This is a genomic window from Corticicoccus populi, assembly GCF_042686195.1.
Taxonomy (GTDB): domain Bacteria; phylum Bacillota; class Bacilli; order Staphylococcales; family Salinicoccaceae; genus Corticicoccus; species Corticicoccus populi.
The window spans coordinates 259,085-285,686 of the sequence record NZ_JBHUOQ010000004.1; the positions used below are offsets into that span (position 1 = coordinate 259,085).

General features: G+C 42.5%; 24 protein-coding genes and 1 tRNA gene. 15 read left to right on the plus strand and 10 right to left on the minus strand.

All coding sequences use genetic code 11. The features are described from left to right. Positions 1 to 210 precede the first annotated feature (210 nt). Positions 211 to 1,809 (plus strand): L-lactate permease, encoded by a 1,599-nt coding sequence (locus ACFSX4_RS11010; RefSeq protein ID WP_377774552.1) that lies wholly within the window; start codon positions 211 to 213, stop codon positions 1,807 to 1,809. Between the two features lie 52 nt (positions 1,810 to 1,861). Beyond that, on the plus strand, positions 1,862 to 2,809 hold the full coding sequence (locus ACFSX4_RS11015) for an L-lactate dehydrogenase (protein ID WP_377774554.1): 948 nt from the start codon (positions 1,862 to 1,864) through the stop codon (positions 2,807 to 2,809). Between the two features lie 134 nt (positions 2,810 to 2,943). On the opposite strand, the gene ACFSX4_RS11020 is transcribed toward ACFSX4_RS11015, so the two are convergent. Continuing rightward, complete coding sequence (locus ACFSX4_RS11020) at positions 2,944 to 4,152, minus strand: MFS transporter (protein WP_377774556.1); 1,209 nt, start codon at positions 4,150 to 4,152, stop codon at positions 2,944 to 2,946. A gap of 143 nt (positions 4,153 to 4,295) precedes the next feature. Between ACFSX4_RS11020 and ACFSX4_RS11025 the strand changes: the two genes are divergently transcribed. Together ACFSX4_RS11025 and ACFSX4_RS11030 are read left to right on the plus strand one after the other, a co-directional pair. Continuing rightward, positions 4,296 to 4,997 (plus strand): MerR family transcriptional regulator, encoded by a 702-nt coding sequence (locus tag ACFSX4_RS11025; RefSeq protein WP_377774558.1) that lies wholly within the window; start codon positions 4,296 to 4,298, stop codon positions 4,995 to 4,997. Then, entirely contained in the window at positions 4,984 to 6,225 is a 1,242-nt protein-coding gene (locus ACFSX4_RS11030; RefSeq protein WP_377774560.1) for an amidohydrolase family protein, read from the plus strand. Before ACFSX4_RS11025 ends, ACFSX4_RS11030 begins: the two co-directional genes overlap by 14 nt. Before the next feature lie 46 nt (positions 6,226 to 6,271). Here the strand turns inward: ACFSX4_RS11030 and ACFSX4_RS11035 are convergent, their stop codons facing one another. Continuing rightward, positions 6,272 to 7,345 carry a YkvI family membrane protein gene (locus ACFSX4_RS11035; protein WP_377774562.1) on the minus strand — a complete coding sequence of 358 codons (1,074 nt, stop codon included), beginning with the start codon at positions 7,343 to 7,345 and terminating at the stop codon, positions 6,272 to 6,274. Between the two features lie 352 nt (positions 7,346 to 7,697). Between ACFSX4_RS11035 and ACFSX4_RS11040 the strand changes: the two genes are divergently transcribed. Beyond that, a complete protein-coding gene (locus ACFSX4_RS11040) occupies positions 7,698 to 8,171 on the plus strand; it encodes a nucleoside deaminase (protein WP_377774564.1) in 474 nt (157 codons plus the stop codon). A 34-nt stretch (positions 8,172 to 8,205) separates the two neighbouring features. Here ACFSX4_RS11040 and ACFSX4_RS11045 read toward each other — a convergent pair whose 3' ends face one another. Next, positions 8,206 to 8,868: an SDR family oxidoreductase gene (locus ACFSX4_RS11045; RefSeq protein WP_377774566.1), complete on the minus strand. Its 663-nt coding sequence runs from the start codon at positions 8,866 to 8,868 to the stop codon at positions 8,206 to 8,208. Between the two features lie 134 nt (positions 8,869 to 9,002). After that, positions 9,003 to 9,074, minus strand: a tRNA-Val gene (locus ACFSX4_RS11050). A 264-nt stretch (positions 9,075 to 9,338) separates the two neighbouring features. Here ACFSX4_RS11050 and ACFSX4_RS11055 point away from each other — a divergent pair. From ACFSX4_RS11055 to ACFSX4_RS11065, 3 genes are read left to right on the plus strand one after another with little or no spacing between them, the layout of a single operon-like run. After that, positions 9,339 to 10,775, plus strand: a complete 1,437-nt coding sequence (locus tag ACFSX4_RS11055) for an amidohydrolase (protein WP_377774568.1) — start codon at positions 9,339 to 9,341, stop codon at positions 10,773 to 10,775. 24 nt (positions 10,776 to 10,799) lie between these two features. Next, entirely contained in the window at positions 10,800 to 12,344 is a 1,545-nt protein-coding gene (locus tag ACFSX4_RS11060) for an AbgT family transporter (RefSeq protein WP_377774570.1), read from the plus strand. Between the two features lie 50 nt (positions 12,345 to 12,394). Further along, entirely contained in the window at positions 12,395 to 14,161 is a 1,767-nt protein-coding gene (locus ACFSX4_RS11065) for an adenine deaminase (RefSeq protein ID WP_377774572.1), read from the plus strand. Between the two features lie 17 nt (positions 14,162 to 14,178). On the opposite strand, the gene ACFSX4_RS11070 is transcribed toward ACFSX4_RS11065, so the two are convergent. From ACFSX4_RS11070 to ectB, 6 genes are all read right to left on the minus strand, one after another. Continuing rightward, on the minus strand, positions 14,179 to 14,946 hold the full coding sequence (locus ACFSX4_RS11070; protein WP_377774574.1) for an ABC transporter permease: 768 nt from the start codon (positions 14,944 to 14,946) through the stop codon (positions 14,179 to 14,181). After that, the gene (locus ACFSX4_RS11075) at positions 14,943 to 15,821 is read right to left on the minus strand and encodes an ABC transporter ATP-binding protein (RefSeq protein ID WP_377774576.1); all 879 of its coding nucleotides are present in this window, start codon (positions 15,819 to 15,821) and stop codon (positions 14,943 to 14,945) included. Before ACFSX4_RS11075 ends, ACFSX4_RS11070 begins: the two co-directional genes overlap by 4 nt. Positions 15,822 to 15,823: 2 nt before the next feature. Continuing rightward, positions 15,824 to 16,021, minus strand: a complete 198-nt coding sequence (locus ACFSX4_RS11080) for a PLDc N-terminal domain-containing protein (RefSeq protein WP_377774578.1) — start codon at positions 16,019 to 16,021, stop codon at positions 15,824 to 15,826. Position 16,022: 1 nt separating this feature from the next. After that, a complete protein-coding gene (locus ACFSX4_RS11085; protein WP_377774580.1) occupies positions 16,023 to 17,117 on the minus strand; it encodes a helix-turn-helix domain-containing protein in 1,095 nt (364 codons plus the stop codon). Positions 17,118 to 17,256: 139 nt separating this feature from the next. Then, positions 17,257 to 18,507, minus strand: a complete 1,251-nt coding sequence (locus tag ACFSX4_RS11090; protein ID WP_377774582.1) for an ATP-grasp domain-containing protein — start codon at positions 18,505 to 18,507, stop codon at positions 17,257 to 17,259. A 29-nt stretch (positions 18,508 to 18,536) separates the two neighbouring features. Next, the gene (gene ectB / locus ACFSX4_RS11095; protein WP_377774584.1) at positions 18,537 to 19,808 is read right to left on the minus strand and encodes a diaminobutyrate--2-oxoglutarate transaminase; all 1,272 of its coding nucleotides are present in this window, start codon (positions 19,806 to 19,808) and stop codon (positions 18,537 to 18,539) included. A gap of 336 nt (positions 19,809 to 20,144) precedes the next feature. On the opposite strand from ectB, the gene ACFSX4_RS11100 reads away from it, so the two are divergent. From ACFSX4_RS11100 to ACFSX4_RS11130, 7 genes are all read left to right on the plus strand, one after another. Beyond that, entirely contained in the window at positions 20,145 to 20,627 is a 483-nt protein-coding gene (locus ACFSX4_RS11100) for a small multi-drug export protein (RefSeq protein ID WP_377774586.1), read from the plus strand. A 40-nt stretch (positions 20,628 to 20,667) separates the two neighbouring features. After that, a complete protein-coding gene (locus ACFSX4_RS11105) occupies positions 20,668 to 21,411 on the plus strand; it encodes an SDR family NAD(P)-dependent oxidoreductase (RefSeq protein ID WP_377774588.1) in 744 nt (247 codons plus the stop codon). Between the two features lie 156 nt (positions 21,412 to 21,567). Then, positions 21,568 to 22,620 carry an NAD(P)/FAD-dependent oxidoreductase gene (locus ACFSX4_RS11110; RefSeq protein ID WP_377774590.1) on the plus strand — a complete coding sequence of 351 codons (1,053 nt, stop codon included), beginning with the start codon at positions 21,568 to 21,570 and terminating at the stop codon, positions 22,618 to 22,620. Between the two features lie 53 nt (positions 22,621 to 22,673). Then, positions 22,674 to 23,639, plus strand: coding sequence for an ABC transporter substrate-binding protein (locus tag ACFSX4_RS11115; protein ID WP_377774592.1), 966 nt, complete (start codon positions 22,674 to 22,676; stop codon positions 23,637 to 23,639). A 19-nt stretch (positions 23,640 to 23,658) separates the two neighbouring features. Beyond that, positions 23,659 to 24,492 (plus strand): ABC transporter ATP-binding protein, encoded by an 834-nt coding sequence (locus tag ACFSX4_RS11120; RefSeq protein ID WP_377774594.1) that lies wholly within the window; start codon positions 23,659 to 23,661, stop codon positions 24,490 to 24,492. Continuing rightward, positions 24,479 to 25,480 carry a FecCD family ABC transporter permease gene (locus tag ACFSX4_RS11125; protein ID WP_377774596.1) on the plus strand — a complete coding sequence of 334 codons (1,002 nt, stop codon included), beginning with the start codon at positions 24,479 to 24,481 and terminating at the stop codon, positions 25,478 to 25,480. The genes ACFSX4_RS11120 and ACFSX4_RS11125 overlap by 14 nt, the downstream gene beginning before the upstream one ends. Beyond that, a complete protein-coding gene (locus ACFSX4_RS11130) occupies positions 25,477 to 26,493 on the plus strand; it encodes a FecCD family ABC transporter permease (RefSeq protein WP_377774598.1) in 1,017 nt (338 codons plus the stop codon). The genes ACFSX4_RS11125 and ACFSX4_RS11130 overlap by 4 nt, the downstream gene beginning before the upstream one ends. Positions 26,494 to 26,602: the final 109 nt, after the last annotated feature.

A 26,602-nucleotide genomic window follows, 5' to 3' on the forward strand; every position in this document is an offset into this window, starting at 1 on the left:
CAAATTCACAGGAACTTACACGTATAAGTTCCTTTTTATTTACACATTTTGAAACAGCGCAGGATGCCATTGTCTATAAAAACCAGTCAGATTTATATTGAAAACGTTTTATGTGATAATTTTCACAAATAACTGTTTTCATCTTTCTTCTCTCGTGATATATTAATTGTGAAATAAATAACAAACTTTTCTCGAGGGGAGAAAACAATAATGTATCTATCATCAATTATGCCATTTGATAATTTCTTATTATCTACACTTGTGGCAAGCACACCGATTATCGTCTTCTTATTATGTTTAACACTGTTAAAGATGAAAGGTGTATATGCAGCACTGACCACATTAGTGATCACTATTCCGATTGCTACTTTTGTGTTTGACACACCAATCAACATTTCAGCCGGCGGTATGCTGGAAGGGGCTTTCCAGGGACTGCTGCCTATCGGCTACATCATTATTATGGCGGTATGGCTCTATAAAATCTCACAGCACACCGGCCAGTTCAAAATCATTGAAGACAGTATCGCCGGAATTTCACAGGACCAGAGAATCCAGCTGCTGCTTATCGGATTTTGTTTCAATGCCTTTTTAGAAGGGGCTGCAGGATTCGGAGTGCCGATCGCAGTCTGTGCGGTATTACTCATTCAACTTGGTTTTAAACCGCTTCAAGCCGCAATGCTCTGCCTAGTTGCGAACGGTGCTTCCGGTGCATTCGGCGCGATTGGTATACCGATTGGTATCGTGGATTCACTTAATTTAGAAGGCGGCATCACGGCGATGGATGTATCCCAGATGTCAGCACTTATTTTACCGTTCCTTGCATTCCTGATTCCATTTTTAATCATTTTCATGCTTGACGGTTTCAAAGGAATAAAAGAAATACTGCCGGCAATACTCGTTGTCTCTATAGTATATACCGGTCTTCAGACATTCATCATTGTCTTTAACGGACCTGAACTTGCGGATATTATTCCACCGCTCGCAGCAATGGTTGCACTTGCTGTACTTTCAAGATTCTATCAACCAAAAAACATCTTTAGACTGAATGCAGAAAATGTTGAAGCACCTAAACTCAGAACTGTCCGGGAAGTCATTTACGCATGGAGCCCGTTCTATATCTTAACCATCTTAGTATTAATATGGAGTGCTCAATTCTTCAAGGACTTGTTCACAGAAGGCGGAATTTTAAACGCACTCGTATTCAACCTGCCGATACCCGGTACTGCTAATGATATTACCGGCGGACTCATCACTTTGAACGTCAACATCATCGGCGCTACAGGTACTGCGATACTATTGTCTGCTTTGATTACCATCATCATTGCAAGTACAATTAACTTTAAAGAGGCCGGCGGACTGCTCGGCCAGACAACTAAAGAACTATTTTTACCGGTGATTACCATATGTTTGATCCTTGCTATCGCGAGAATCACTACTTACGGCGGATTAACCAACGCAATGAGTCAGGGTATCGCATCGGTCGGAAATGCATTTCCGATATTCTCTCCAATCCTCGGATGGATCGGAGTATTCATGACAGGTTCAGTCGTCAATAACAACACACTGTTTGCACCGATACAGGCTACTGTCGCAACTGAAATCGGCACCAGCGGATCTCTGCTCGTCGCAGCAAACACTGCCGGCGGTGTCGCAGCAAAACTGATTTCACCGCAGTCTATAGCAATCGCAACTGCCGCCGTTCAAAAGGTCGGCGAAGAATCCAAACTTCTTAAAATGACCTTGAAGTACAGTCTGGGTATGCTTGTATTCATCTGTATCCTGACCTTCATACTGACGCTGTTTATTTAACACAAAACAAATATAAATAATTATAAAAATTGATTAAAGAGGGGTAATTCAAATGAACAAATTTAAAGGAAATAAAGTCGTATTAATCGGTAACGGAATGGTTGGCTCCAGTTATGCATTCAGTCTGGTCAACCAGGGAATTGCTGATGAACTCAGCATCATTGATCTCGATACCAATAAAGTAAAAGGTGATGTCGCAGATTTAAATCACTGTGTCGCTTATTCACCGTCGCCGATCAGAATTAACGCCGGCACATACGAAGATTGTAAGGATGCTGATTTAATCGTCATCTGTGCAGGTGCTGCACAGAAACCGGGTGAAACGCGTCTCGACCTTGTAGCAAAAAACACCAACATTTTTAAAGGCATCGTTGATGAAGTGATGAAAACAGGTTTCGACGGTATCTTCCTGATCGCAACAAACCCAGTAGACGTATTATCATACGCTGTAATGAAACTCTCCGGACTGCCTAAAGAACGTGTCATCGGATCCGGAACCATACTTGACTCTGCAAGACTGCAGTATAATATTTCAGAAATCTTTAATGTCGCACCGTCAAGTGTTGATGCCAACATGCTAGGAGAACACGGTGATTCCTCACTCGCACACTGGTCACATGCCAATGTTGCAGGTAAGTCCGTAAAAGAAGTACTCGATAACAAAGATCCAAATGCTGCTGAAGAAATGTTTGTAAAAACCCGCGATGCCGCATACGAAATTATCGAAGCTAAAGGCTCCACTTATTACGGCGTTGCGATGGGACTTGCACGCATCACTAAAGCAATATTCAGCGATGAAAATGCAGTGCTGACCGTTTCCGGATATCTGGAAGGAGAATACGGACATGATGGTGTGTACACAGGTATCCCTGCTGTCATTAACCGTAACGGTATTCGTGAAATCATCGAAGTCGCTCTGGATGAAGATGAGCAGAAGAAATTCGCCCACTCTGTTGACGTATTAAAAGGATTCCAGGCACCTATTGATGAGATATTATAACTAAGCCCCCTCGAAACACTTATATATATTTAACAAAAAAGGCACCTCTACGAGGCGCCTTTTTTGTTTACTGGGTTTTGGTTTTTATTCTTGAAAAAGAACGATACTTTCTGAATAAGGTCCGACTCAATGTTTTAACTCCCAATAGATGATCTATCGAGCAGTTTTTCCTTACGTCCTCTCATAAAGATAAAGTATACAAGAAGAATCACTGTGCATGAGAGGGTACCCACTATCATCAGCATAATTTCTATGCCAAAAGCAGCAGAGACAAACGTGCCGAATAATATACCGACAGGTGCAAAGATTCTCGCAATCAGTATTTTGAATGAAAATACCTGGGCACGTATGCCTTCTGGTACGGTGATTTGGTAGAGATGGGTACTGTAGACATTCCAGAAAGGTCCTGAAATCCCTGCAGCAATCTCAACAACTACTGCAGTATAAATATTTCCTGAGAATGCCAGCAGTATAAATGTCAATGCACCGAGAACTAACGCTGCAATCATGATTTTGATTCGTACCGAAAGCTCGAAATCCGGCAGACTGCCGAGAATCAGTGCTCCGATAATGTAACCGACCGGCCATGATGCTGCGAATATACCATACGTCCATGCATTGCCGTTTAAGTTTTCCATGGCAAAGGGCAGGTACATTGCCTGTGCCGCAAATATACTGAAGTTTGACACTGCCATAAATATACCGAGGTAAATCAAAACCGGTTTCTGTAAATATATAACCGATCCCTTTTTAAATTGTGTCATCCATGAGGTCCTATGATTGATCCGTCTCCCGTCTTCATTAATCATGATAATGAACATCATTGAGGTAACGAGCAGTATGATGACCAGTGAAACAGACAAAGTCACCCCGAGCAGTGCCACAAGTCCCGCAGAAAGCACACCAGCAATTCTCGTCATTTGAATGATCGATGTCGCTCTGGCATTCGCTGAAATCAATTGCTTGTCATCTACGATACTTGGAATCAGTGCGTTTGCTGCAGGTTCGAAGAATGCGATTGAAATTAAAAATGCACCTGCATAAATCAGTATCAGGGTCTCGCTTCCAAGTAATATAAACACCAGCAGAACACTGAAAATCACGAGCCTTAACATTTCAGAAACAATCATGACATTCTTTCTCCGCCACCGGTCAAGATACGGTCCGATTAAAAACTGTGCAAGCATCTGCCCGATGATAATTGAAAGCCATAACGTTCCCATCGCAAGCTTTGAACCGGTTAAATCATAGACCATCCATGATAAAAGAAAAGAGCCGAAGTGATTGGCATAAGTCGATACACCAAGGGCTGTACTTAATAATGAAAAATCTTTATGTCTCATAGAGAATTTCCCCGGTGATTTAAGAGTGAGTATTAAATATCATACTAGTACACTTATTTACAGAGTTTAGAATTTTTTGAAATTAAAACTTGCAATTGACGTTACGTCAGTACGTATAATAAAGCCAGAGAGGATTGATGGATATGTATTCGACAAAAGATACTGCATCACTGCTCAACATTACTGAGCGCACTGTCAGGTATTATGACAATGAAGGAATTGTAACAGCGAGTCTCCGGAAAAACAGCCATCGTTATTTCAGCCGTGAGAAAATCACCGAGCTGTTTGTCGTTTTATTTCTCAAAAAATCAGGATACAGCCTGTCAAAAATCCGGACAGAAATGAAAAACAGTGATGATATACACACCCTCTTCAAAAATGCCGTGACGTATAAGGAAAAAGAGATCAGTAGAGATCTCGGTATGGTGAAAAGTATTAAAGAACTCCTCAATTACTATTCAGAACAGGATGTACACAGTATTAAGGAAATGGCTGAGCTGGAGCAGTTAAAATCAGATACGCTCGCACGCTGTTTGTCTCCGGATGAGCTGAAGGTGGTTCATGACATTTCAAAAATTCAGGCGCAGCACGGGATGGAAGAATCATGGCAGCTTTTAATAGACAGAATCAGAACAACCCATGACTATCAGGGGAATGTAGAGGAATGGTTCCAGCTTCTTGATATTTCATTCCAGGGACATTGGAAAATCATCCTGAAAATATGGCAGCTTGAAGAAAAGTATGAAATGAATTTTTCAGAGCTGATTGACGATAACATCAAGAAAAACATGCGTGTCTTTCTATATCAAAAGTTAGAAAAGGAGGGTTATGATGTATCGTATTAAAAATGTAAACTGGATTAATTTAGAAGAAAAAAAGATTGAAATAAAAGATATCCACATTCCGGGCACTGTCGACTTAACCATTGACGGTACAGGGAAATATTTGATGCCTGGACTCGTAGATATGCACACTCATATTACTCCTGCCAGTGCCAGACATTACTTGTACAGCGGCGTCACATCCGTTCGTAATACCGGTGGAAATTTTGACCTCATTCATTCAATTGACCGTGTCTCGCCGAAAATTTATGCAACTTACCGTTTCATCGACGGAGATCCTGGACTATGGGGACCGACTTCATATGGAAATATCTCGACGAATGATACAGAGCAGGCAGCAGAAGCGGTAGATGAACTATATGAACAAAAGGCACGCTTTGTTAAAGTATACGGCAATATTCAGGAAAATATTCTTAAAATAGTCACTGATAAAAGTCGCTCATACAATCTTGAAGCTGCGGGTGATTTCCTCCAGTCAAAATCTATTGATGCACTGAAAGCAGCCCGTTACGGCGTTACCTGGCTGGAACACGCTTCCGGAATTATTCAAAGTCTGTACCCGGATTTTCATCCGAATATGCCAATTGAGCAGTTTGACGCACTCCGGGCACAGGAGGTTGATGAGGATAAACTGACCGGGGTGCTCAAATCTCTAATTGATCAGGACGTAAAGATTGTACCGACGCTTTCATTATATGCACATTTATCAAAGAAGGGACGCAGTTTTAACGGGGAAGCACTGTCAGATTCGAAGCAGCTTCAGTTATTCGATAATGAAGAAGTGTTTACTGTTAACCGGCAGTTCTTGGAGATTGAAACCTATCTGGATTCTGATTTTATGGAGAAGCAGGCATGGCAGCTGAAAATGGTTAAAAAGATTACGAAAAAATATCTGGCACTTTGCGGTGAAGTGTATATTGGAACGGATGCACCTGCAGGTACATGGGTATACCCCGGACTTTCAATGATTGAAGAGCTGAATGAATTTAAATCTCTCGGTCTTAATGCTTATGAAGTACTTTACAAAGCGACTGTTGAAGCCCGGAAAGTTACAGGAGAGGACGACGGCTATATCCTTCTTAATGAAAATCCCATTGAACACTTTGAAAACATCCTGAATATTGAGTCCGTATTTGTCTCTGGAAAGCATTTCACCCACACAGAGATTGCCGGTCACAGGATTGATGCTGAAAAAATGCACCTGCTGATTGATGAAATCACCAATCAGTAGATGCAGTAAAACCCTTAAACTGTTATGCACAGTCTAAGGGCTGTTTTTAGAGTAATTGTTTTTTTGATGTTTTATTTCTCACCCATCGAATGGTGAGCATTATACCCATTAAGACACCCAGATATCCAAGTATCGGATAGAAAAAGTTCACAAGATCAACAAAGCCGACAAGGCTGAGTACGTAACCCGCAACTGCACTGATGATAAGTGCTGTCTTGTAATTTCTGCTGTATGGTTTCCAAAATCTTGAGAGGAAAGGATACAGCATTCCGACTGCTGTATTATAGATAATCAACAGCATCACTATCGTTAGTGACAATGATAAGAGCGGATGAATTTCTGCCGCTAGTACAAGTGTCGGGAGATCTGCTGTGGATGTGACATCCATTTTGGACACCAGTCCGCCGTTCATCAAAAGCATCAGTACGAGCAGTATCACACCACCGTATAAGCCGCCGTGTCTCGCGACTTTATGTGTTCTTGACTGCGCGCCCATAATTGATAATATGCTGAAAGCCATCGCAAGTACAATACCACTGTAGGTGACTGCATCAAGCCACCAGTAGCCTGTAGGTGTTTTACTTATATCTGAATACTGGTTCAGTTCACCAAATGATACAGATGGATTAATGAAACTGAACACCGCAATAATCATCACAATAATAACAAGAAACGGCGTTACTGCCCCGAGAGCAGTCAATATTTTATCAAAATCCAGCATTAATGTAATCACCATCGCAATCATCATAATGAATGACCCGATCCATGAAGGGATTCCGAAACTTTCTTCAAATGCCGAACCGCCGCCGGCAAGCATAATCACCATTACACCATATAGGAAAAACACCAGTACATAGTCGATAATTTTCCCAAGCGTACTGCCGAATAATAATTTTATCGGTTCCAGATGTGATTCAGCATCCATTCGATTTCCAAGCTTTGCTGCCTGTCTGCCGATAAACATAATCACGACAGCAGATAAAATGACAGCTGCATAACTCATTGTTCCAAAATTACTGAAAAACTGAAGAATTTCCTGTCCTGTCGAGAAACCTGCACCGAGTACAACACCGACATAGGCAAATCCTATTTTAATTTCGTCCTTATGATCAGAACTCAAATAATCAACTCCATTTTTGATTTAAATAAAATTTATTTTCACTAAATAAGTAAGTGGAAGTGAGAATGTGAAGGACTTTTAACACACAAGTTACATTTTAAACATATTTTTCGGCAGTCTGTCAAAGTTCACTGGTGTAAAAACACTTTTAAATGGATGATATTCATGTATTAAACGTTTTCTTTAAACTGAAATAGAATTTTATAATAGAAGATATTTGAATATCATGGTTTAAAATGGATGATGGGCTGTATTTTCATTCAAATACTAACTCTCATACATATTACATAATTTTATCGATATAATAGTAACTATAATATTTTATATTTCCCGGGAAATGAGGTGTGATAATATGATTTCTGAAATAGACAAAGTACATTTAAAGCGGTGTATTGAATTAGCTGAAGAAGCACTTCGAAATGGTGATGCACCGTTCGGTTCTGTGCTGGTTTCCGGCGAAGGTGAGGTGTTATTTGAAGACCGCAACAGAATTTCAGGCGGCGATAACACGCGTCATCCGGAATTTGAAATCGCAAGATGGGCGGCAGAACATTTAAATGCTGCTGACAGAAAAAGAGCTGTTGTTTATACATCAGGAGAACACTGTTCAATGTGTGCTTCCGCCCATGCTCTGGTTGGTCTCGGCCGGATTGTTTACGCGAGTTCTGTCATACAATTAACAGCGTGGAAGAAAGAGTGGGGGATACAGTCCGGTTCACTTAAAGGATTGTCAGTGACAGATGTCATTCATGCTGATGTTGACGGACCGGATGAAATACTCTCAAAAGAAGTCAAAAAGTTTCTCAGAAAGTATCATCAAAAATAAGGCATGCCCCGAGGGGCATGCCTTATTTTAAATGTCAGACAGATTTAACTGCGTCAACCACCGTCTCGTCACCTGATAACACTTCAAATTCCTTATGAATGGTATCGTTGTTTTCAAGCACCGCTGCTAGTGCTTCAGCGACATCTGCACGGGGCACTTCATTAATATCCTGATTCATACCGGTTTTAATTTTTCCGGTCCCTGCATCATCTGTTAAGATACCCGGATGAATAATAGTCCAGTCAAGAGATGTCCGGTTTTTCAACCATTCATCTGCATAGTGTTTTGCGATTGTGTAAACTTTAAGAGCTTCGTCTTCTTTGATTTCTCTTGCGATTTCTTCGCGTCCGGTACGGAACGTACTGACCATCACAAATCGTTTTACACCTGCTTTTTCCGCTGCTGTCATGATTTTCACAGCACCGTCAAGGTCAATCATCACTGTCTGATCGAGCCCTTTACCGCCCGCTCCGGCAGAGAATATCACCGCATCCACATCTTTCATCGCTTCTGCGAAATCTTCGATGGAGTCGTGAACGATATCCAAAACCACTGTTTCAATACCGCGCTCATCGAAGAAAGGTTGCTGTTCCTTGTTACGAATCACTGCTTTCTCTTTAATATCAGAATGATTCACTGTAATATCTGCAAAGTGTTTTGCGACTTTTCCATTTGCACCTGCAACTAGAACTTTCATTATAAATAACACCTCTCTATTTTTAATATATAATAAAGTGTATCATTCAGAAGCAGTCAAATTAAAAATTCTGCCTGTATGTAAAAAGATGCGCTGCCTCACGACAGCACATCCCTTTATAAATCTGTACAAAGTGGCTCCGAGTGGGATCGAACCACCGACCTCTTGCATGTCAAGCAAGCGCTCTCCCGCTGAGCTACGGAACCATATCTATTATTCTATATGATTCACCTTGAAAAATCATCTGTTTATGCATAATTATACTAAAATACTTTCAGGGAAAATAGTCTTCTATAGACCATCAACAATTAAAATCCCGATACCACATGCTTTAAAGACCACCATAATCAGCCAATTTCCAAAAATAGTATTGAGATTTTTCTGACTTATTAACATTGTCTATACTGTGATACTATGCTAAAATGATTAAATTCTTGTGTATCTACATAATTAATCAAGGGGGATGGAATATGTCATTATATGACACCATACAACAAAGTATTGAGGGGAAAGAAAGGGATTACGTCAGAATTTCACGGGACATATGGGATCATCCGGAGCTCCGCTTCGAAGAGAATATTTCCAGTGCAAAACTTGCAGATTACATAGAACAACAAGGCTTTGAAGTTGAACGGGGGATCGCAGACATTGAAACAGCATTTTCAGCTTCTTTCGGTTCAAGTGGTCCGACCATTGCTTTTCTTGGTGAGTTTGATGCGTTGTCAAATCTCAGTCAGAAAGCAGAATCGCCTCGGCAGGAAGCGATTGAAGAAGGCGGCAGCGGACATGGATGCGGCCACCATATGTTAGGTACAAGCGCCATGGCTGCAGCAATAGCTGCACGTGATTATCTGGTTGAAAATAATCTCGAAGGCACCATACAGTTTTTCGGCTGCCCGGGTGAAGAGGGCGGCTCCGGCAAAACGTTTATGGCCCGGGAAGGCGTCTTTGATGATATTGACGTTGCCATCTGCTGGCACCCCTGGGTCCACACGCAGGTATGGACAAGTGAGACACTCGCAAATTATCAAGTATCCTTTAAATTCAAAGGTGTTTCTACCCACGCGGCATCAAGTCCGCATCTCGGACGGAGCGCACTTGATGCTGTCGAGCTGATGAATGTTGGTGCGAACTATTTGAGAGAACATGTTGAGGACAGTGCACGCCTGCATTACGCTGTGACAAACACCGGCGGTGTATCGCCGAATGTTGTTCAGGCAGAGGCGGAAGTTCTTTATTTAATGCGTGACCTTACTGTCGAAAAGGCGGGAGCTGTTTACGAGCGTGTGAAGAAAATTGCTGAGGGTGCGGCATTAATGACAGAAACCGAACTCAGTATCCATTTCGAAAAAGCATGCTCAAACTACCTGCGCAACAACGTACTTGAAGAAGTAATGGAAACACAGCTTAAAGAAATCGGCGGTATTTCCTATTCTGCTGATGAGCTTGAGTTTGCAGAGCAGATTCAAGAGACACTAACAGAAGATGAAATTAATCATTCAAGTGCACAGATTACAGGTTCATACCACAGAGCAGGTCAGGAGGCACCGGATTCGTATGGTATATTGTGCGGCGATCCTGCGCCGTATTCAAAAGCAGTCGACCTGCTGCCGGGCTCTTCAGATGTCGGAGATGTCAGCCAGCTTGCACCTACGGTACAATGTCTTGCGACTTGTTATGCTTTCGGTACACAAATGCACACATGGCAGACTGTCACACAGGGAAAGACTACTTACGCTGCGAAAGGTATGATTCATGCCGCAAAAATCATGGCACAGACTGCCGGTGCACTGCTTGACAGCCCTGAGAAAATCACTGCTGCAAAAGAAGAATTCGACCGCCGGAAAAATGGCAGACCTTATGAATGTCCGATTCCAAAAGGCGTCACACCATCCAAATTAAACTAAAATTCTATTACTATAAAGAGGTGTATGATGAACAATACAGATCAAAATAAATCAAGAACACAGAGTGTTCTTGATTTTGTGGAGTACTTTGGTAATAAACTCCCGCATCCATTTATGATATTCGTTTACCTTGCTGCAATTATTATTGTGATTTCAGCAGTCGTTGCTTACTTTGATGTATCGGTTGTCCATCCGGGGACCGGTGAGGAAGTATCTGCACAGAATCTGTTATCCGGTGAAGGGCTTTTATTCGCACTTGAATCCATGCTGTCGAACTTTACAGGATTCGCACCACTCGGCCTGGTTCTTACAATGATTCTCGGTATTGGTGTTGCGCAGGGTGTCGGCCTGTTCGATACTGCCATTAAAGCTTCCATCGCAAAAGCACCGAGAGCAGTCATTACATACGCTATCGCTTTTGTTGCCGTGATGGGGAATATCGCATCAGATGCGGCCGTTATAATTATTCCGCCGCTCGCCGCGATGATTTTTTACAGTCTTGGAAGAAATCCTATCGCAGGTATCGCAACCGGTTTTGCCGGTGCTATCGGAGGATTCACAGCCAACCTGATGATTGCCGGAACTGATGCACTTCTTGCAGGTATTACAACAGAAGCAGCTCAGTCAATTGATCCGAATATGGTCGTTACAGCAGTAGATAACTATTTCTTTATCTCTGCTTCCGTGTTTGTTGTTGTTTTCCTGGTCGGTATTGTTACTGAAAAGATTATCGAGCCAAGACTCGGAGAATATAACCCTGAATATGCCGAGGAAGGTGTATTGGAGCAGGAGCAGGACGAAGTGTCCAAGCAGGAAATGAAAGCGTTGATATACTCAATTATTTCCGCTCTCCTTTACGCTGGTCTCGTGATTGCTTTAATCTGGCCGGAAAATTCCGTGCTCCGTGGTGAGAACGGCAGCCTTGTTCCATCACCATTCCTGTCAAATATTATACCGATTATATTCCTGTTATTCATTGTTGTATCTGTAACATACGGTGTAACTGCAAAAACGATTAAAAAAGCATCGGACGTTCCGGTGTATATGACAAGTGCCATTAAAGGTATGGCACCATACATCGTTTTAGTATTCGCAATTTCCCAGTTTATTGCGTACTTCAACTGGACAAACTTAAGTACTATTATTGCCGTAAACAGCGCAGATTTTCTGGAATCTGTTAACTTTACCGGCTTACCTTTAATTATTATATTTATTTTAGTAATGGGTGTATTGAATCAGTTTATTACCAGCGGATCTGCACAATGGGCACTGATGGCTCCGGTATTTGTACCGATGTTTATGCTGCTCGACTATCATCCCGCATTTACCCAGGTTGCATATCGTATCGGTGACTCATCAACAAGTCTTCTAACGCCGCTGAATCCGTACTTGATCATGGTCCTCGGCTTTATGAAACGCTACGATTCACGTTCAGGACTCGGTTCAATTATTTCAACAATGATTCCATATACGATTTTCCTATTAACCGGCTGGATTTTACTGATGGTCGTATGGGTGCTTCTTGACCTGCCTGTCGGCCCTGGTATTAACATTAGATTAAGCGAATAAAACTACAGACGGAGATAATTCTCCGTCTTTTTTTGTAAAGGGGCGTATTTATGTATAAAAAATCTCAAATCACTGCAGCATCACGCGGGGATATTCCAATGGATACTGTCATTCGAAACGTCAATCTTGTCAATGTATTCACCGCTGAAATATACAGGGCGGACATCGGTATTAAAGAAGATGTTTTTGCAGGTGTTGCACGGTATCAGGAAGGAAAACCGGCTTACGAAATGTCCGGCGATACAGAGATTGACGGTTCCGGAAAGTATGCTGTACCTGGCTTCATAGACTGTCATGTACATATCGAGAGTACCATGGTGACACCTGAAAACTTTGTAAAGGCACTGATTGAAAGAGGTACCACCGCCGCAGTCATTGACCCTCACGAGATTGCGAATGTTCTTGGTGTCGACGGTGTTAAATACATGATTGACGCAACAAAAGATATGCCGGTTGATATATTCATCACCATCCCTTCCGCTGTACCGGCGGTCCCTGGTCTTGAAACTTCGGGTGCTGTCTTTGAAGCGGAAGACATCGGCAGCCTGCTTGAAGAAGAACGTGTTGTCGGCATTGCAGAAATTATGGATTATATCGGCGTTATCAATCAGAGCGACCGCATGGCAGGAATTATTGACGAAGGACTGAAACGCGGTGTCTGTAATGAAGGACACCTCCCAAGAACTGTCGGACGTCACCTTGATACGTACATGGCAGCGGGTGTCGATTCAGATCATGAGAGCCGCTCCGCCGATGAAATTATAGAGAAGCTCCGGCAGGGGATGACAGTGTACATCCGTGAATCAAGTGTCAGCCAGTTTGCAGATATTGCCGCCGATGCCTGGCGTGAAGTTCCTTATGCTGCAAATATCGCGATGTGCACAGATGATGTTGAAGCGAGTGATATGTATCAAGGCGGTCAGATGAACAGAGTCGTCAGAAGATGTATTGAAGAGGGAATCCCGGCACCGCTCGCCGTCCGTTACGCCTCGCTGAACGGTGCACAGCGTTATCAGTTAAAGCATCGCGGCGGTATCGGTCCCGGATACTCTGCAGATTTCTCACTTGTTGATTCTCTGGAAAAAATGGATGTGACAGACGTATTTACAAAAGGCATCCATCAAGTCAAAGACGGCAGAATGATTCATGATATTCAGTCATCTGCAGCAGTGCTCCGGGAAAACACTGTAAAAATTCCTGATATTAAAATAGATGACTTTCACATTACCACTCCTGATAATAAAAAAACCGTCTCAATTAATACGATGGAGATGACAAAAATCGGCACCACCGAAAGAGGCACACTCGACCTCGAAACAGAAGACGGAATCATCCGCCGCCTGCCGGAAGGCTACCTTTTTGCATCCGTCATCGGACGACACGGCCAGGGGGATAAACCATTTACAGGCGTACTGAAAAACGCCGGTCTTTCAAGAGGGGCATATGCCACTACCTTGTCCCATGACAGCCACAATTTGATTGTTGTCGGCACGAACGCTGAAGATATGTATCATGCTGCGAAATATCTTGAATCAACAGGCGGCGGACTTGTATTATTTGATGAAGGCGAACTGCAGGCGGCAGTTGACCTCCCGGTTGCAGGACTGATGGCTGACAGTTCTGTTGAGACACTCGCACCGGTCATCTTCAAATTTAATGAAACCTCACTTAATATGGGAGTAAAAGTCGGCAGAAGGGCACCATCCATGGCAATGTCCTCTCTGGCACTGACCGTTATACCTGAGATCAGGCTCAGTAACCTCGGCCTCGTTGATGTTAAAAAACAGGAATTGATTCCTTTATTCATAGAAAAATAGCGCCCCGGCGGGCGCTCTTATATTTCAGCTTTATCAAAAATAAAGACTGCAGAAACAAACATTAAAATACTCGTTAAAACAGTGACAGTCACGGCAGGAGAGACATCCTCCGGCTGAAGACTGCCGTTCAACAATCCTGTACTCCCCCCGAGTAAATACTGCGGCATATATTCCGAAAGTCCCGGATGAATGCTTAAAGCAATCATGACCACAACAACAGCAAGTACTGTCATCAACACCGCAATGTAACTGGATTTAAAAATCGACGATGCGAACATAATAATACTGATTAAAAATATTCCAAACAGCCATGTCAGACTGAAACTAAGCAGCACATGCGGCACATCATTATCCCAATAATAAATCGTGTACAGATATGTAATGACTGCACTCATCACATAACCCACTGTCCACACCAGACATGCATAGAAATATTTCACAAATATCACAGTACGCCGCTTCAACCCTTTTGTGACAAGGTTAATGAGTGTATGACGGGAGATTTCATTAGTCAGCGTACTGCCAAGAACGATAACAAGTATCACAAGTCCCATCTGATTCAAGTTACTGAAAAACTGCATATATGAATCAACGGCCTGTACTGCCGGAAGTTCAAAATGAACACCGCTGTCTTCCATTACCATCTCCATAATATCCGGCATTAATAATGCCGTCAGCGGACTTATTATCCCGAAAATAATCAATACAATCACCAGTGCGGCGGTTTTAAACTGACGGATGGATTCCATCCACTCTTTCTTAAACATCGCAGTCAGCTGACTCATTTTGTCACCTCCAGATAAACATCCTCAAGTGATTTTTTCTCACGTACAATAGATTCCGGATAAATATTGTTTTTATGAAGTACTTCATATACTTCCTGTAATGAATGATTAGTGACACGATAGTCTGTATTCTCAATATGCGTCATGTTTAAATGATGACTGAGACAGCTGAACTCATCCGGATTCAGTCTGATGATAATCCCCTTATCTCCGAAATCATCCGCCTTCAAATTAAATTCCTGAAGAATTTTTCCTTCATGAAGGACGCCCGCCTGATCGCATATCCGCTCCACATCTGTCAGTACATGTGTGGAGAAAATCACAGTTGTCTCACTTTTAATTTCTTTCAATATATTTAATATTTCCATTCTGCCGCCTGGATCGAGTGCACTTGTCGGCTCGTCACAAATCAGCAGTTTCGGGCGGTGAATTAACGCCTGGGCGATGCCGAGCCGCTGCTTCATGCCTCTTGAATATGTTCTGATTTTTGATGTTTCGCCGTTAAGACCGACCAATTTTAACAGTGTTTCAATTCTTTCTGCACGCTCTTGTTTATTTACATCAGTAATTTCTGCACATAAATTTAAATATTCCCGGGCATTCATATATGGATAAAACTCAGGAACATCCGGCAGGTAGCCGATATGTCTGTTCGTTGCTGTATCTCCGAATGTGACCTGTTCCCCTGAGACAAATACTGTCCCTGAATCCTGTTTCAAAAGACCGAGAATCATCTTCATCGTCGTTGTTTTCCCTGTGCCGTTGTTTCCGATAAAACCGTAAATTGTCCCTTCTTCCACTGACATTGTTAAACCGTCAATGACCTGTTTACCGTGAAACGCCTTTTTGAGTCCGTCAATTTTAAGAATTTCCATCACTACCGACGCTCCAGTACAAAATAAATAATCGGTCCGACAAGGTTAAAAACAATGACGATGAGGACCCATACCCACCTGTTAAGATACTTAAATGTCTGCTGCCTGAAAATCATGACAAGCGCTGTAATCATTAAGACCGACTGCAGAATAATTAATGGGATGAGAAAAGGCAGCAGTTCTCTGAGTTCAATGTCCATATCATTTCTCCTCCAATGTTGTTTTTAAAGTGTGTACAATATTTTTAAATGCGATATCTTCTTTGTAATCTCTAAATACTTCATTATCAGTCACTGAATGTATCAGCTGTTTTTTGGCATTCATTAAGCTCACCGGTGCATTATTTCCGATATCAAGATTATTCAGCCAGTCGTCGATATCCGAAAAAAATTCATCTCCATGTAAATAATACGCATCCGCCAGATGTTTCACACACTCGAGAAATTCATTCAGGTAGAAAAGACACCTTTCCTTATCGCCGCTCATCTTCATCGCAGCGACCAGATAGAAATTCAATGTCGAGCTTGGATGGAGCGCCTTCAATTTAAACGCTTCATCCAGGGCAGTTCCGCGTTCTATCACCGCCTCGAGATCATTATACAAGTCAGAATACATCATCATTGTCATATCACTCATGATAAATACCATGGACTCGTAAACTTCTGCCTGCAGCACTTCCTTTGCCTTACCCGGCACGCCGGTCATCAAATATGATTGTGCAAGCACACTGTTAATCGGCATCCGCGGCTCTGTATAATCTTTCAGGAGAGGGATGACTTCTCCCGGCTGCCCGTGTGTAATCAGCATAGCCGCACGGTAAAACATCATCTGTTCTTTCAGCTTCGCAGAATCTGTATGTGTCATCACTCTGTCAATGAACGTCTCCGTCAATTCAAGTGTTTCTTCCGGTGTTTCAGCAAGATTCACATGGTTTACCAGTAAGTTAATCAGTGTTGCTAAAAAAGGATAACAGTTATAGTAACGTTTGCCGTAACGCTTTACTTCCTGAAGCACATCATCATAATTTTCACGGCTGAACGAAGCCGAAAGAGAATGAAAAATTGTTTTAATCTGTTCTTTAGAAAGATCAGGTGAAAACCCAATCAGTTCATCCACAGATATATCAAACAGCACTGCCATCTCACCGACGTACTGAATGTCCGGCACAGAATGTCCCTGCTCCCATTTTGATACAGCAGCCTTGCTGATATTCAAAAATTCCGCCAGGTTCTGCTGCGTAAAATTCAAACGCTTTCTGTTCTCCAAAATATTTTCCCTGATATTCATCTGGTTCATCGATATCACCTCACTTCAATTTTATATCATCATTCCTAAATAATGTATCTCCTATATATCAACATTCATAGAATAAATCAACTTATAGTTGACTATAAGGAAAATAAAAGCCCCGAATAACCCATTCGAGGCAATACTTTTATTCAATTTGGTACGTCAGCTTCTCCTCAAGCCGGGCGATGGTTCGTTTTATTCCTTCAAAATTTTCACCCTTCAAAACAGCTGTCGCAAGATAACAGGTTTCAAAATCCTTCGGAGGCAGTGTAATCTCATCGTTAATATTTCCTAACGGCACCAGCACAATAATATCCTCATCTTCAATCACATCATCCAAACCTCGTAAATCCTTTACTGTACCTGCTTTTTCAGCCAGCACTTCATAATGACAGACACTCTGGGTGCTGATTTTATCGAATTCCGGCCAGCTGTCTTTGATGTTCTGTCCAGTCGCGACTTTAATGATAAATTCCAAATAAGATACACCTGCGGCATGTTCAATCACATGTGTGGCGATAAACCCGCCGCCCGGACGACCTGCGACTTCAATGATTTTAAAACCGTCCGGGGTCAATCGTCCTTCCAGGTGAAAGGCACAATGATTAAACCCGAGTGCTTTAACTGTTGTTTCCACCGTCTCCTTAATATGTTCTATGGTGCTGCTGTCTTCTTCAGACGGAAAAACCTCAAGGTAATCCAGTGAATAATCATCTGTCACAAGATTATCCGCGGCACCGGTAATATACACCGTATCATTCTGGATTACACCGTCGACAGATATCTCAGCACCCTCCAGATATTCTTCATACACATATTCGTCCGGGTAGTACGTATAAATTTTATCGTGTTCCGGAGACGCCGTTTCAACCATTTCCGCGTACAGGTGCTGAATATCTGTATCCATATCCACTTTAAAGATTCCTTTACTTCCGGCACCGCCGACTGGTTTGAAAATACCCGGCCGTCCGACTGTTTCAACTGCCTGCTTTAAATCATCCAGCGTACGGACTCTTTTGTATTTCGGGGAAATATCCGGCAGATCTTTTAATGCTTCCCGCATTAAATACTTATTTCTCGCTTTTTTTGATGCGTCCACACTGATTCCGGGAAGATTTAAAGCTTCCGCGATTTTCGCAGTCAGTTCCACATCTTTATCCGTCCATGTCATTACACCCGTGACACAATGTCCTCCGGCGTATTCCACTGCTTTCTTAAGTGAAGTGTCCATATCATAGGTGTCGGCGATAATCAGGTCATCAATCATGCCGGGGTCAAGCCCTGGATCTTCATCTGCGATTACCGCCACTCTGTATCCGAGTTGTTTCGCAGCATAAATCGGACGGACCCGTTCAACTTTATAGGGTCTGATATTAACAAAAAGTACCGTTTCCAAACATCTCTCCCCCTTATTCACTACATTTTTTAAAGGACATTCTGTATACTTTTCTCCAAAATTTCAAATCCTTCAGCGAGACCGGCTTTATCAATGATTAACGGCGGCAGAAATTTAACCACCTCATCCGCCGGACCGGAAGTTTCCACAATCAGACCGTTCCTGAAAGCTTCTGCACAAATTTCCGATGCCAGATTTTCTTTACCGACTGCGATTCCCTGCATTAAACCTCTGCCCCTTGGTGATCCCTGCAGACCCGGGTAAGTCCGAATCAGACGTTCAATTTCTTTAGCCATATATGCTGCTTTTTCATTCACACTGTTTTCAAAATCACTGTTCTTCCAGTATCTGAATGCTTCTACAGCTGCGATAAATGCCATATTATTGCCTCTGAATGTGCCATTGTGTTCGCCGGGTGCCCATTGGTCGTATTCCGGCTTAATCAGTGTCACCGCCATCGGCAGACCGAAACCGCCGATGGATTTAGACAGACAGATAATATCCGGTTCAATCCCTGCCGGTTCAAAACTGAAAAATGTACCTGTCCGTCCATTGCCCGCCTGTATATCATCTACAATCAGCAAAATATCATACTTTTTGCAGAGTGCATGGATTTTCTTCAGCCAGTCCATGCTTGCTGCATTGATACCGCCTTCTCCCTGCACAGTTTCGAGTATTACAGCTGCCGGCAGGTCTACACCGCTGCCGTTATCCGCGAGATAACGTTCCATATAATCCGCAGTATCCACACCCTCAATGTAATGATCGAACGGCATAAATACTGTATCAGCAAGCGGAACACCTGCCCCCCGCCGCTTAAATATATTACCGGTCACAGAAAGAGAACCCAGTGTCATTCCGTGGAAGGCATTTGTAAAACTGATGATTGTATCACGTCCGGTGACTTTTCTCGCAATCTTCAACGCACTTTCCACACTATTCGTACCGGTCGGCCCTGGAAACATCACCTTATAACTCAAATTTCTCGGTTTCAGTATAATATCATTAAATGCTTCAAGAAAATCCTTTCTCGGATTTGTTCCCATATCAAGGCTGTGGATGATGCCGTCATTCTTAATATACTCAATTAATTTCTCCTGCATCCGGTCATCATTATGCCCGTAGTTTAGTGTTCCTGCACCTGCAAAAAAGTCGATGTATTCCCTGCCTTCTGTATCGCGGATTTTATATCCTTTGGCACTTTCAAAAACTGCCGGCCAGCCTCTGCTGTAACTCCGCACTTCTGACTCCAATGTTTCGAATACTTCCATATTTGAATTTTTTGGAATGTCATTTCCCATGGTAACCATCCTTTTATGATTTAATAATTTCATTTTACATTCTAAAGTGTACTTAAGCGCAAGTATTTAGACTTATTAAAACATTCATATATTTCATATAAGTGAATTCATTACTGTATTTTTCGAGGCGTTATAACACCGTACATAAACTATGAAAAAGATTCTGAAAAACATTGTTATTAAAGCATCAAACTAAAATAACGCCCGGCGTTATAAAGACTGATAGAGATGTACTTAAATATCAGAAACAGTTGAATTTATCTGATTAAATATTTATGCTAATAGTAATCATTAATTATATTATATGTAAATAATATACATCAGGAGGTATGTTTCATGTCGTTTTTGGATATCATAAGGGAACTTGTTATTGTTGCATTATCTGCAGCAGTACCGTTTATAGAATATATGCTTGCGGTGCCGGGCGGTATTCTTTTGGGTCTGCCGGTGATTCCGACAATCATTGCAGCTTTTATCGGAAATACACTGACTGTCGGCTTATTGATTATATTCGTAGATAAAGTCAGTGCCTGGATTAAAAACTTCCGGGAAAAGCGGATGAGCACTCAGGAACTGGAAAATAAACAGAAGCAAAAGAAGAGGAGTACCGATGACAGATTAAGAGGATACTTTGAGAAATACGGGGTTCCGGGCCTGAGTTTTTTAGGTGTCGGTCTTTTAAGCAGTCATCTGACAGCACTGATTGCATGCACATTTGACATTAAACGTTCGTATTTGATGTTTTGGATGGCTGTAAGTATCGCAGCATGGTCCGGTATCTTCGGTTTACTGTTTAATTTTATCGGTCCGGTCTTTTAGAAGAGCGTATTTAAACTAAACGTATAACGGGGGAATAACAATGGCAGACAGAAAAAGATTTGAAGGAAGAGTGGCATTAGTCACAGGCGGAAGAACGGGAATCGGCAGAGCAGCTGCCCGCCGTCTTCTCAGTGAAGGTGCTGAAGTGATTACAGTACAGCGCAGTGAAGATTCCGAATTTGAATGTATTCAGGCTGATTTCTCACAGCCTGGAGCAGCTGAAATGGTCATCAATGAAGTCATTCAGCGTACCGGCAGACTTGATATATTGATAAATAACGCCGGAATGATGACAGAATCGGGAATCGAAAGTATGAGTGTTTCAGATTGGGAAAAAAATATCAGTGTTAATTTAACCACACCATTTCTTCTCATCCGTGCGGCACTCCCGCACTTAAGAAAGACAGGCGGCTGCATTGTAAATACAGGATCCATTGAAGGAATCTCACCCAATCCGATGCATGCTGCCTACAGTGCAACGAAAGCAGGGCTTCATGGATTGACCCGCTCTGTTGCAGTGGATCACGGACACGAGGGGATACGGTGTAACGCTGTTGCACCGGGATGGATTGATACTGAACTGAATGTTAATATGATTGATAATCTTCCGAATGCGGATACTTTTAAAGATGACATCAAGAAGATTCATCCTATTCGAAGAACAGGGACACCTGAGGAGGCTGCGGCACTCATTTGTTTCCTTGCATCTGATGATGCGTCTTTTATTACCGGTCAGGTTTACACTGTTGACGGAGGCAGAATGACACAGCTGAGCATGCCATAGAACACATAAACTTATAACTCACAAAAAAAGCGGCGCTGGTGCCGCTTTTTTATTATGTATATCTTTATTTAAAAGCAAAAATATATGTTGACTTTCTGATTCTTTCGCCATAATATGAGATTGATAATCATTATCAATTATATGAGGAGTGAATCCATGACAAAAGATATATATGACATTACTATTATCGGTTCAGGACCTGCGGGCTTATTTTCTGCATTTTACGCCGGGCTCAGGGAAATGAAGACGAAAATACTCGAAGGTAATCCAGAACTCGGCGGCAAAGTGAAAGTGTACCCCCAGAAGATGGTTTGGGATGTCGGCGGTGTAAAACCGGTGACCGGACAGCAGCTGATTGATGATTCCATCGAACAGGCTCTGACTTTTGATCCCGCTGTAGAACTCAATACGATTGTTACCGGAATTTCGAAAGATGATGACGGTATTTTCAACATACATACTGAGTCTAAAACTGTGCATTATTCCAGAACAGTCATTGTCGCAATCGGCGGCAGTGGTATTATCAGCCATCAAAAAATCGATGTGCCGAGTGCAGAATCATATGAAGGAAAGGGACTGCACTATACTGTCTTTGATGTTAAGGATTTTGATAATAAGGATGTGCTTGTTTCCGGCGGCGGTCCAACAGCAGTCGACTGGGGTAATGACCTTGCACCAAATGCCAGAAGTCTGACATTAATCTACCGCGGTGACAAAGTGAGGGCACTTGAGGCGGATATTACCCGCATGCAAAATAATGGTGTCCGGATGATTACAAATACTGAAATTGTTGATTTCAACGGTCACAATGAAGTGTCCTCCGTTAAACTCTATAACAATAAAACCGGAGAGCATTATGAACAGGAATATGATGCGGTATTAATCAACCACGGCTATAACAAAGATAATCTCCTGTTTAAAGAAAATAAGATTGATATCGAACTGGTAGATAACTTCTATATCCCGGCCTCATCTACGGGCGAAACAAAAGTGGAGGGCGTATACGCAGCTGGAGACTGTGTCAAATACCCTGGGAAAGTCCATCTGATTGCGGGTGCCTACCAGGATGCTGTGAATGCCGTCAACAATGCAAAGCTGTTCATTCAGCCTGATGCACATAAAACTGCTGAAGTATCTTCACATAACCATATTCTCGATGAGAAAAATATGAAGTACATGTACAGCGAGGAAACTTTGAAGAATCAATAATTACTGTTTCAAAAATTTTAAAATTAAATAATAAAAAATAAGGACTGATATATATGAATAAATTTTGGCTGCTGATTTTAGGAAGTTTACTGCTCGTGATAGCTGCCTGCAGTAATGACAGTGCTTCATCTGACGAAAGTGATGATTCCACAGAAACAACTGAAGAAACTTCGAATAACTCAGAAGCAGAAGAGGCATCCGGCACAAAAATGTTCACAACAGATTCCGGTGAAGAGGTTGAAGTACCTGAAAACCCTGAACGTATTGTTGTACTGCACCCGACATACATCGGTGCCTTGATTGAATTCGGTTATACACCGGAAGCTGTACCGTTCTTTGTAGAACAGGATGCTGTTTTGAATGATGCAACTGAAGGAATTGACAGAATCGACCCTGCAAACCTTGAAGAAATCGTCAATTATGATCCTGACCTGATTGTTGCGACGGCACAGGACGAAAACCTGTCACAACTGCAGGATATCGCACCGACAGTAACATTCGATTCAAATATCAGCACATTCAGAGACAATACACTGCTTCTCGGTGAACTGATTAATGAAAAAGAACAGGCAGAACAGTGGTTGTCTGACTGGGATGCTTCAATGGCAGAAGGACGCGAAAAATACGGCGAATTGATTGAAGGAAATACTTTATCTATCTTTTCTTCAGATTCCAGAGGATTTGCTTCATTCGGCCCGAACTACGGACGCGGCGGGGAGATACTGTATGAAGGTTACGGTTTTGTACAGCCTGATGCGCTTGCAGAAGTGACTGAAGGACAGTTCTCTGTAGAATTATCACCTGAGGATCTTCCACAGTACATCGGAGATTATACTGTACTTGCGGTAAACGGCAGTGAGCCGTCAGAGATCGTTGAAACTGCAGTCTGGAAGAATGCCGAGGCAGTTCAAAATGAACATGTCATCACACTCGACATGGCTGAATCAAGATACAATGATCCTATTTCACTGGAATACCAAAGAGGCGTGATTAACGAGCAGTTAGATCAAATGAAATAAACGGATAAGGATGGGTAATATGAACCGTTTAATCGGCGAAGCAGTTCAAGTTCAATACGGTGACAGAGTGATTATAAAAAATATGGACATTGAAATTCCGGATAAAAAAATCACCTCTGTCATCGGTCCGAACGGCTGCGGAAAATCGACTTTAATTAAAGCACTGTCAAGACTGCACCCTGTATCCTCAGGGAAGATTACACTGGACGGTAAAAATATTCATGATATACCATCAAAAGAAATAGCCAGAAAAATTGCAGTACTCCCTCAGTCACCGGTCGTTTCCGACGGCCTGACTGCGGGGGAGCTTGTCTCTTATGGACGATATCCTTATCAAAAAGGGATGGGCAGCTTATCAAAAGAAGATAAAAAGATTATTTCCTGGGCAATGACCGTCACAGGTATAGAAGATTTTAAATATAGAACGATTAACGATTTAAGCGGCGGACAGAAGCAGCGGGTGTGGATTGCGATGGCTCTTGCACAGAAGACAGATATCATATTCCTGGATGAACCTACAACATTTCTTGATATTTCACATCAGCTTGAGATTCTGGAACTTGTCACAGAACTGAACAGACTGCACGGTGTCACAGTTGTCATGGTTCTTCATGATATCAATCAGGCCGTCAGGTTCTCGGACTATATCGCGACAATGAAAGACGGAGAACTTGTTGCAACCGGTAAAGTGGATGATATTTTAAATAAAGCACTGCTCCATGATGTCTTTAAAATAGATGCCGTTCTGAGTACCGATGAAGTTACAGGAAAGCCGTTTATTCTCAATTACCAACTGGCTGAAAGACAGTATATATCATCATCGAAAGTCAGTGAGCTGAATGATTATGAGTAAACCAGGTCAAAGTCATTTCACTCTTAAAATAATCATTACCACCATTATTTTTGTCACTGTCTTTCTGCTGTCCATATTACTCGGCAGTGCAAATATCACAATGAGTACCATATGGCAGTCAGTCTTTCATTATGACGCTTCCAATATGGATCACAGTATCATTGCCGATATACGTATTCCAAGAAACATCGGGGCATTACTTGTCGGTATTGCTCTCGCTCTTGCCGGTACCGGCATACAGAGTGTTACACGCAACAGTCTCGGTGATCCGGGCTTAATCGGTCTGAATGCCGGCGCCAGTCTGATGATTGCCTTAACGTTTGCCTTCTCACCGACTGTATCATTTTCTGTATTAATGCTCGCGGGCTTTATCGGAGCAATCCTCGGCGGGACATTAGTGATATTAATCGGCAGATCGAGGCGGGACGGCTTTAATGCAGTCCGCCTCATTCTGGCGGGCGCTGCCATCAGTGCACTTCTCACCGCAGTTGCACAGGCGGTAGCTATTTATTTTCAATTAAATCAATCTATTTTATTTTGGAGCTCCGGCGGGGTATCAGGCACTACGTGGCCGCAGATATACATTGCACTACCCGTTATTCTAACAATTACTGTCCTGATGTTTTTAATGAGCCGGCAGTTAACGATATTGAACCTCGGTGAAGATATTGCACGCGGACTCGGTCAGAATGTCAGTGTCATCAGAAACGTTACACTGCTTTTCAGTATGCTTTTAGCAGGTACTGCCGTTTCTTTAGTCGGGCAGGTCGCCTTTGTCGGCTTAATGGTGCCGCATATTGCACGCTTTCTCGTCGGTACGGATTACCGAAAAGTCATTCCGATGACTGTATTGCTCGGTGCTTCATTTGTAATGGCTGCGGACACTATCGGCAGGCTCGCAGGAGAGACACCGATCAGTGCGGTGATTTCATTCATCGGCGTACCGTACTTTTTATTTTTAGTGAAGCGGGGAGGACGGATTATATGATACATCCTAAACTTCTCAGGCTTCAGCGGATTGTATTTTTCTCATTTCTTATCATACTGTTTCTTACTATTGCCTGGAACATTACTACAGGGGACTATAAAATGTCAGCCGGTACCTTTTTCAAAACTTTATTCGGCGGCGGTGATGCCCGGGATCAGCTCATACTAATGGAATTCAGGATGCCTCGGATGATTGTTGCAGCACTGACGGGTATGGCTTTAAGTATGAGCGGGGCTGTTCTGCAGAGCGTTTCCAAAAACCCTCTGGCTGACCCGGGTATTCTCGGTATTAATGCCGGCGGAGGCTTTGCTGTTACTGTTTTTATAGCTTTCGGTACTGTTAATCCGGCACATTTTATATACGTTATTCCTGTAGTCAGTGTTATCGGCGGACTGTTGGCTGCATTACTGATATTTATGTTTAGTTACAGTAAAGGTAAAGGCATCACACCGGCAAGTATGGTATTAATCGGTATCGGCTTAGCCGGCGGATTAAGCGGGGCGTCTATACTGATTATGCGGAGTTTAAGACCCGACCAGATTGAATTTATCGCGAACTGGCAGGCAGGGACCATTTGGGGTGATCAATGGGAGTTTGTCTATGCACTTCTGCCATGGCTGATTATTATTGTGCCGGTCATCTTTATGAAATCCAATGTGCTTAATATTATTAATACAGATGACCTGACTGCAAGGAATCTCGGCATCAATTTAAACCGGGAGCGTATCGTACTGTTAACCCTTGCGGTACTCCTGTCCTCAGCAGCAGTGTCAGTTGCCGGCGGTATCGGCTTCATCGGACTGATGGGTCCGCATATCGCACGCAGTATTGTCGGTCCGAGACATCAGCTTTATATGCCGGTCGCACTTTTAGCCGGTGCTGTACTCCTTGTTACAGCTGACACACTTGGACAGATTGCGGTTGAGACAGGCACAATTCCTGCGGGCATTGTGGTCGCAATTATCGGTGCACCTTACTTCCTGTACTTAATGTTTAAAAATAAAAGAATTTAAGGCATCCGATATCGGATGCCTTTACTGTTTGTACAACTGCCTGTATATATTCTAGTTTCCTTTCATTTACTTACAATTATGATTACTTATCATTTTTTGTGGTATATAT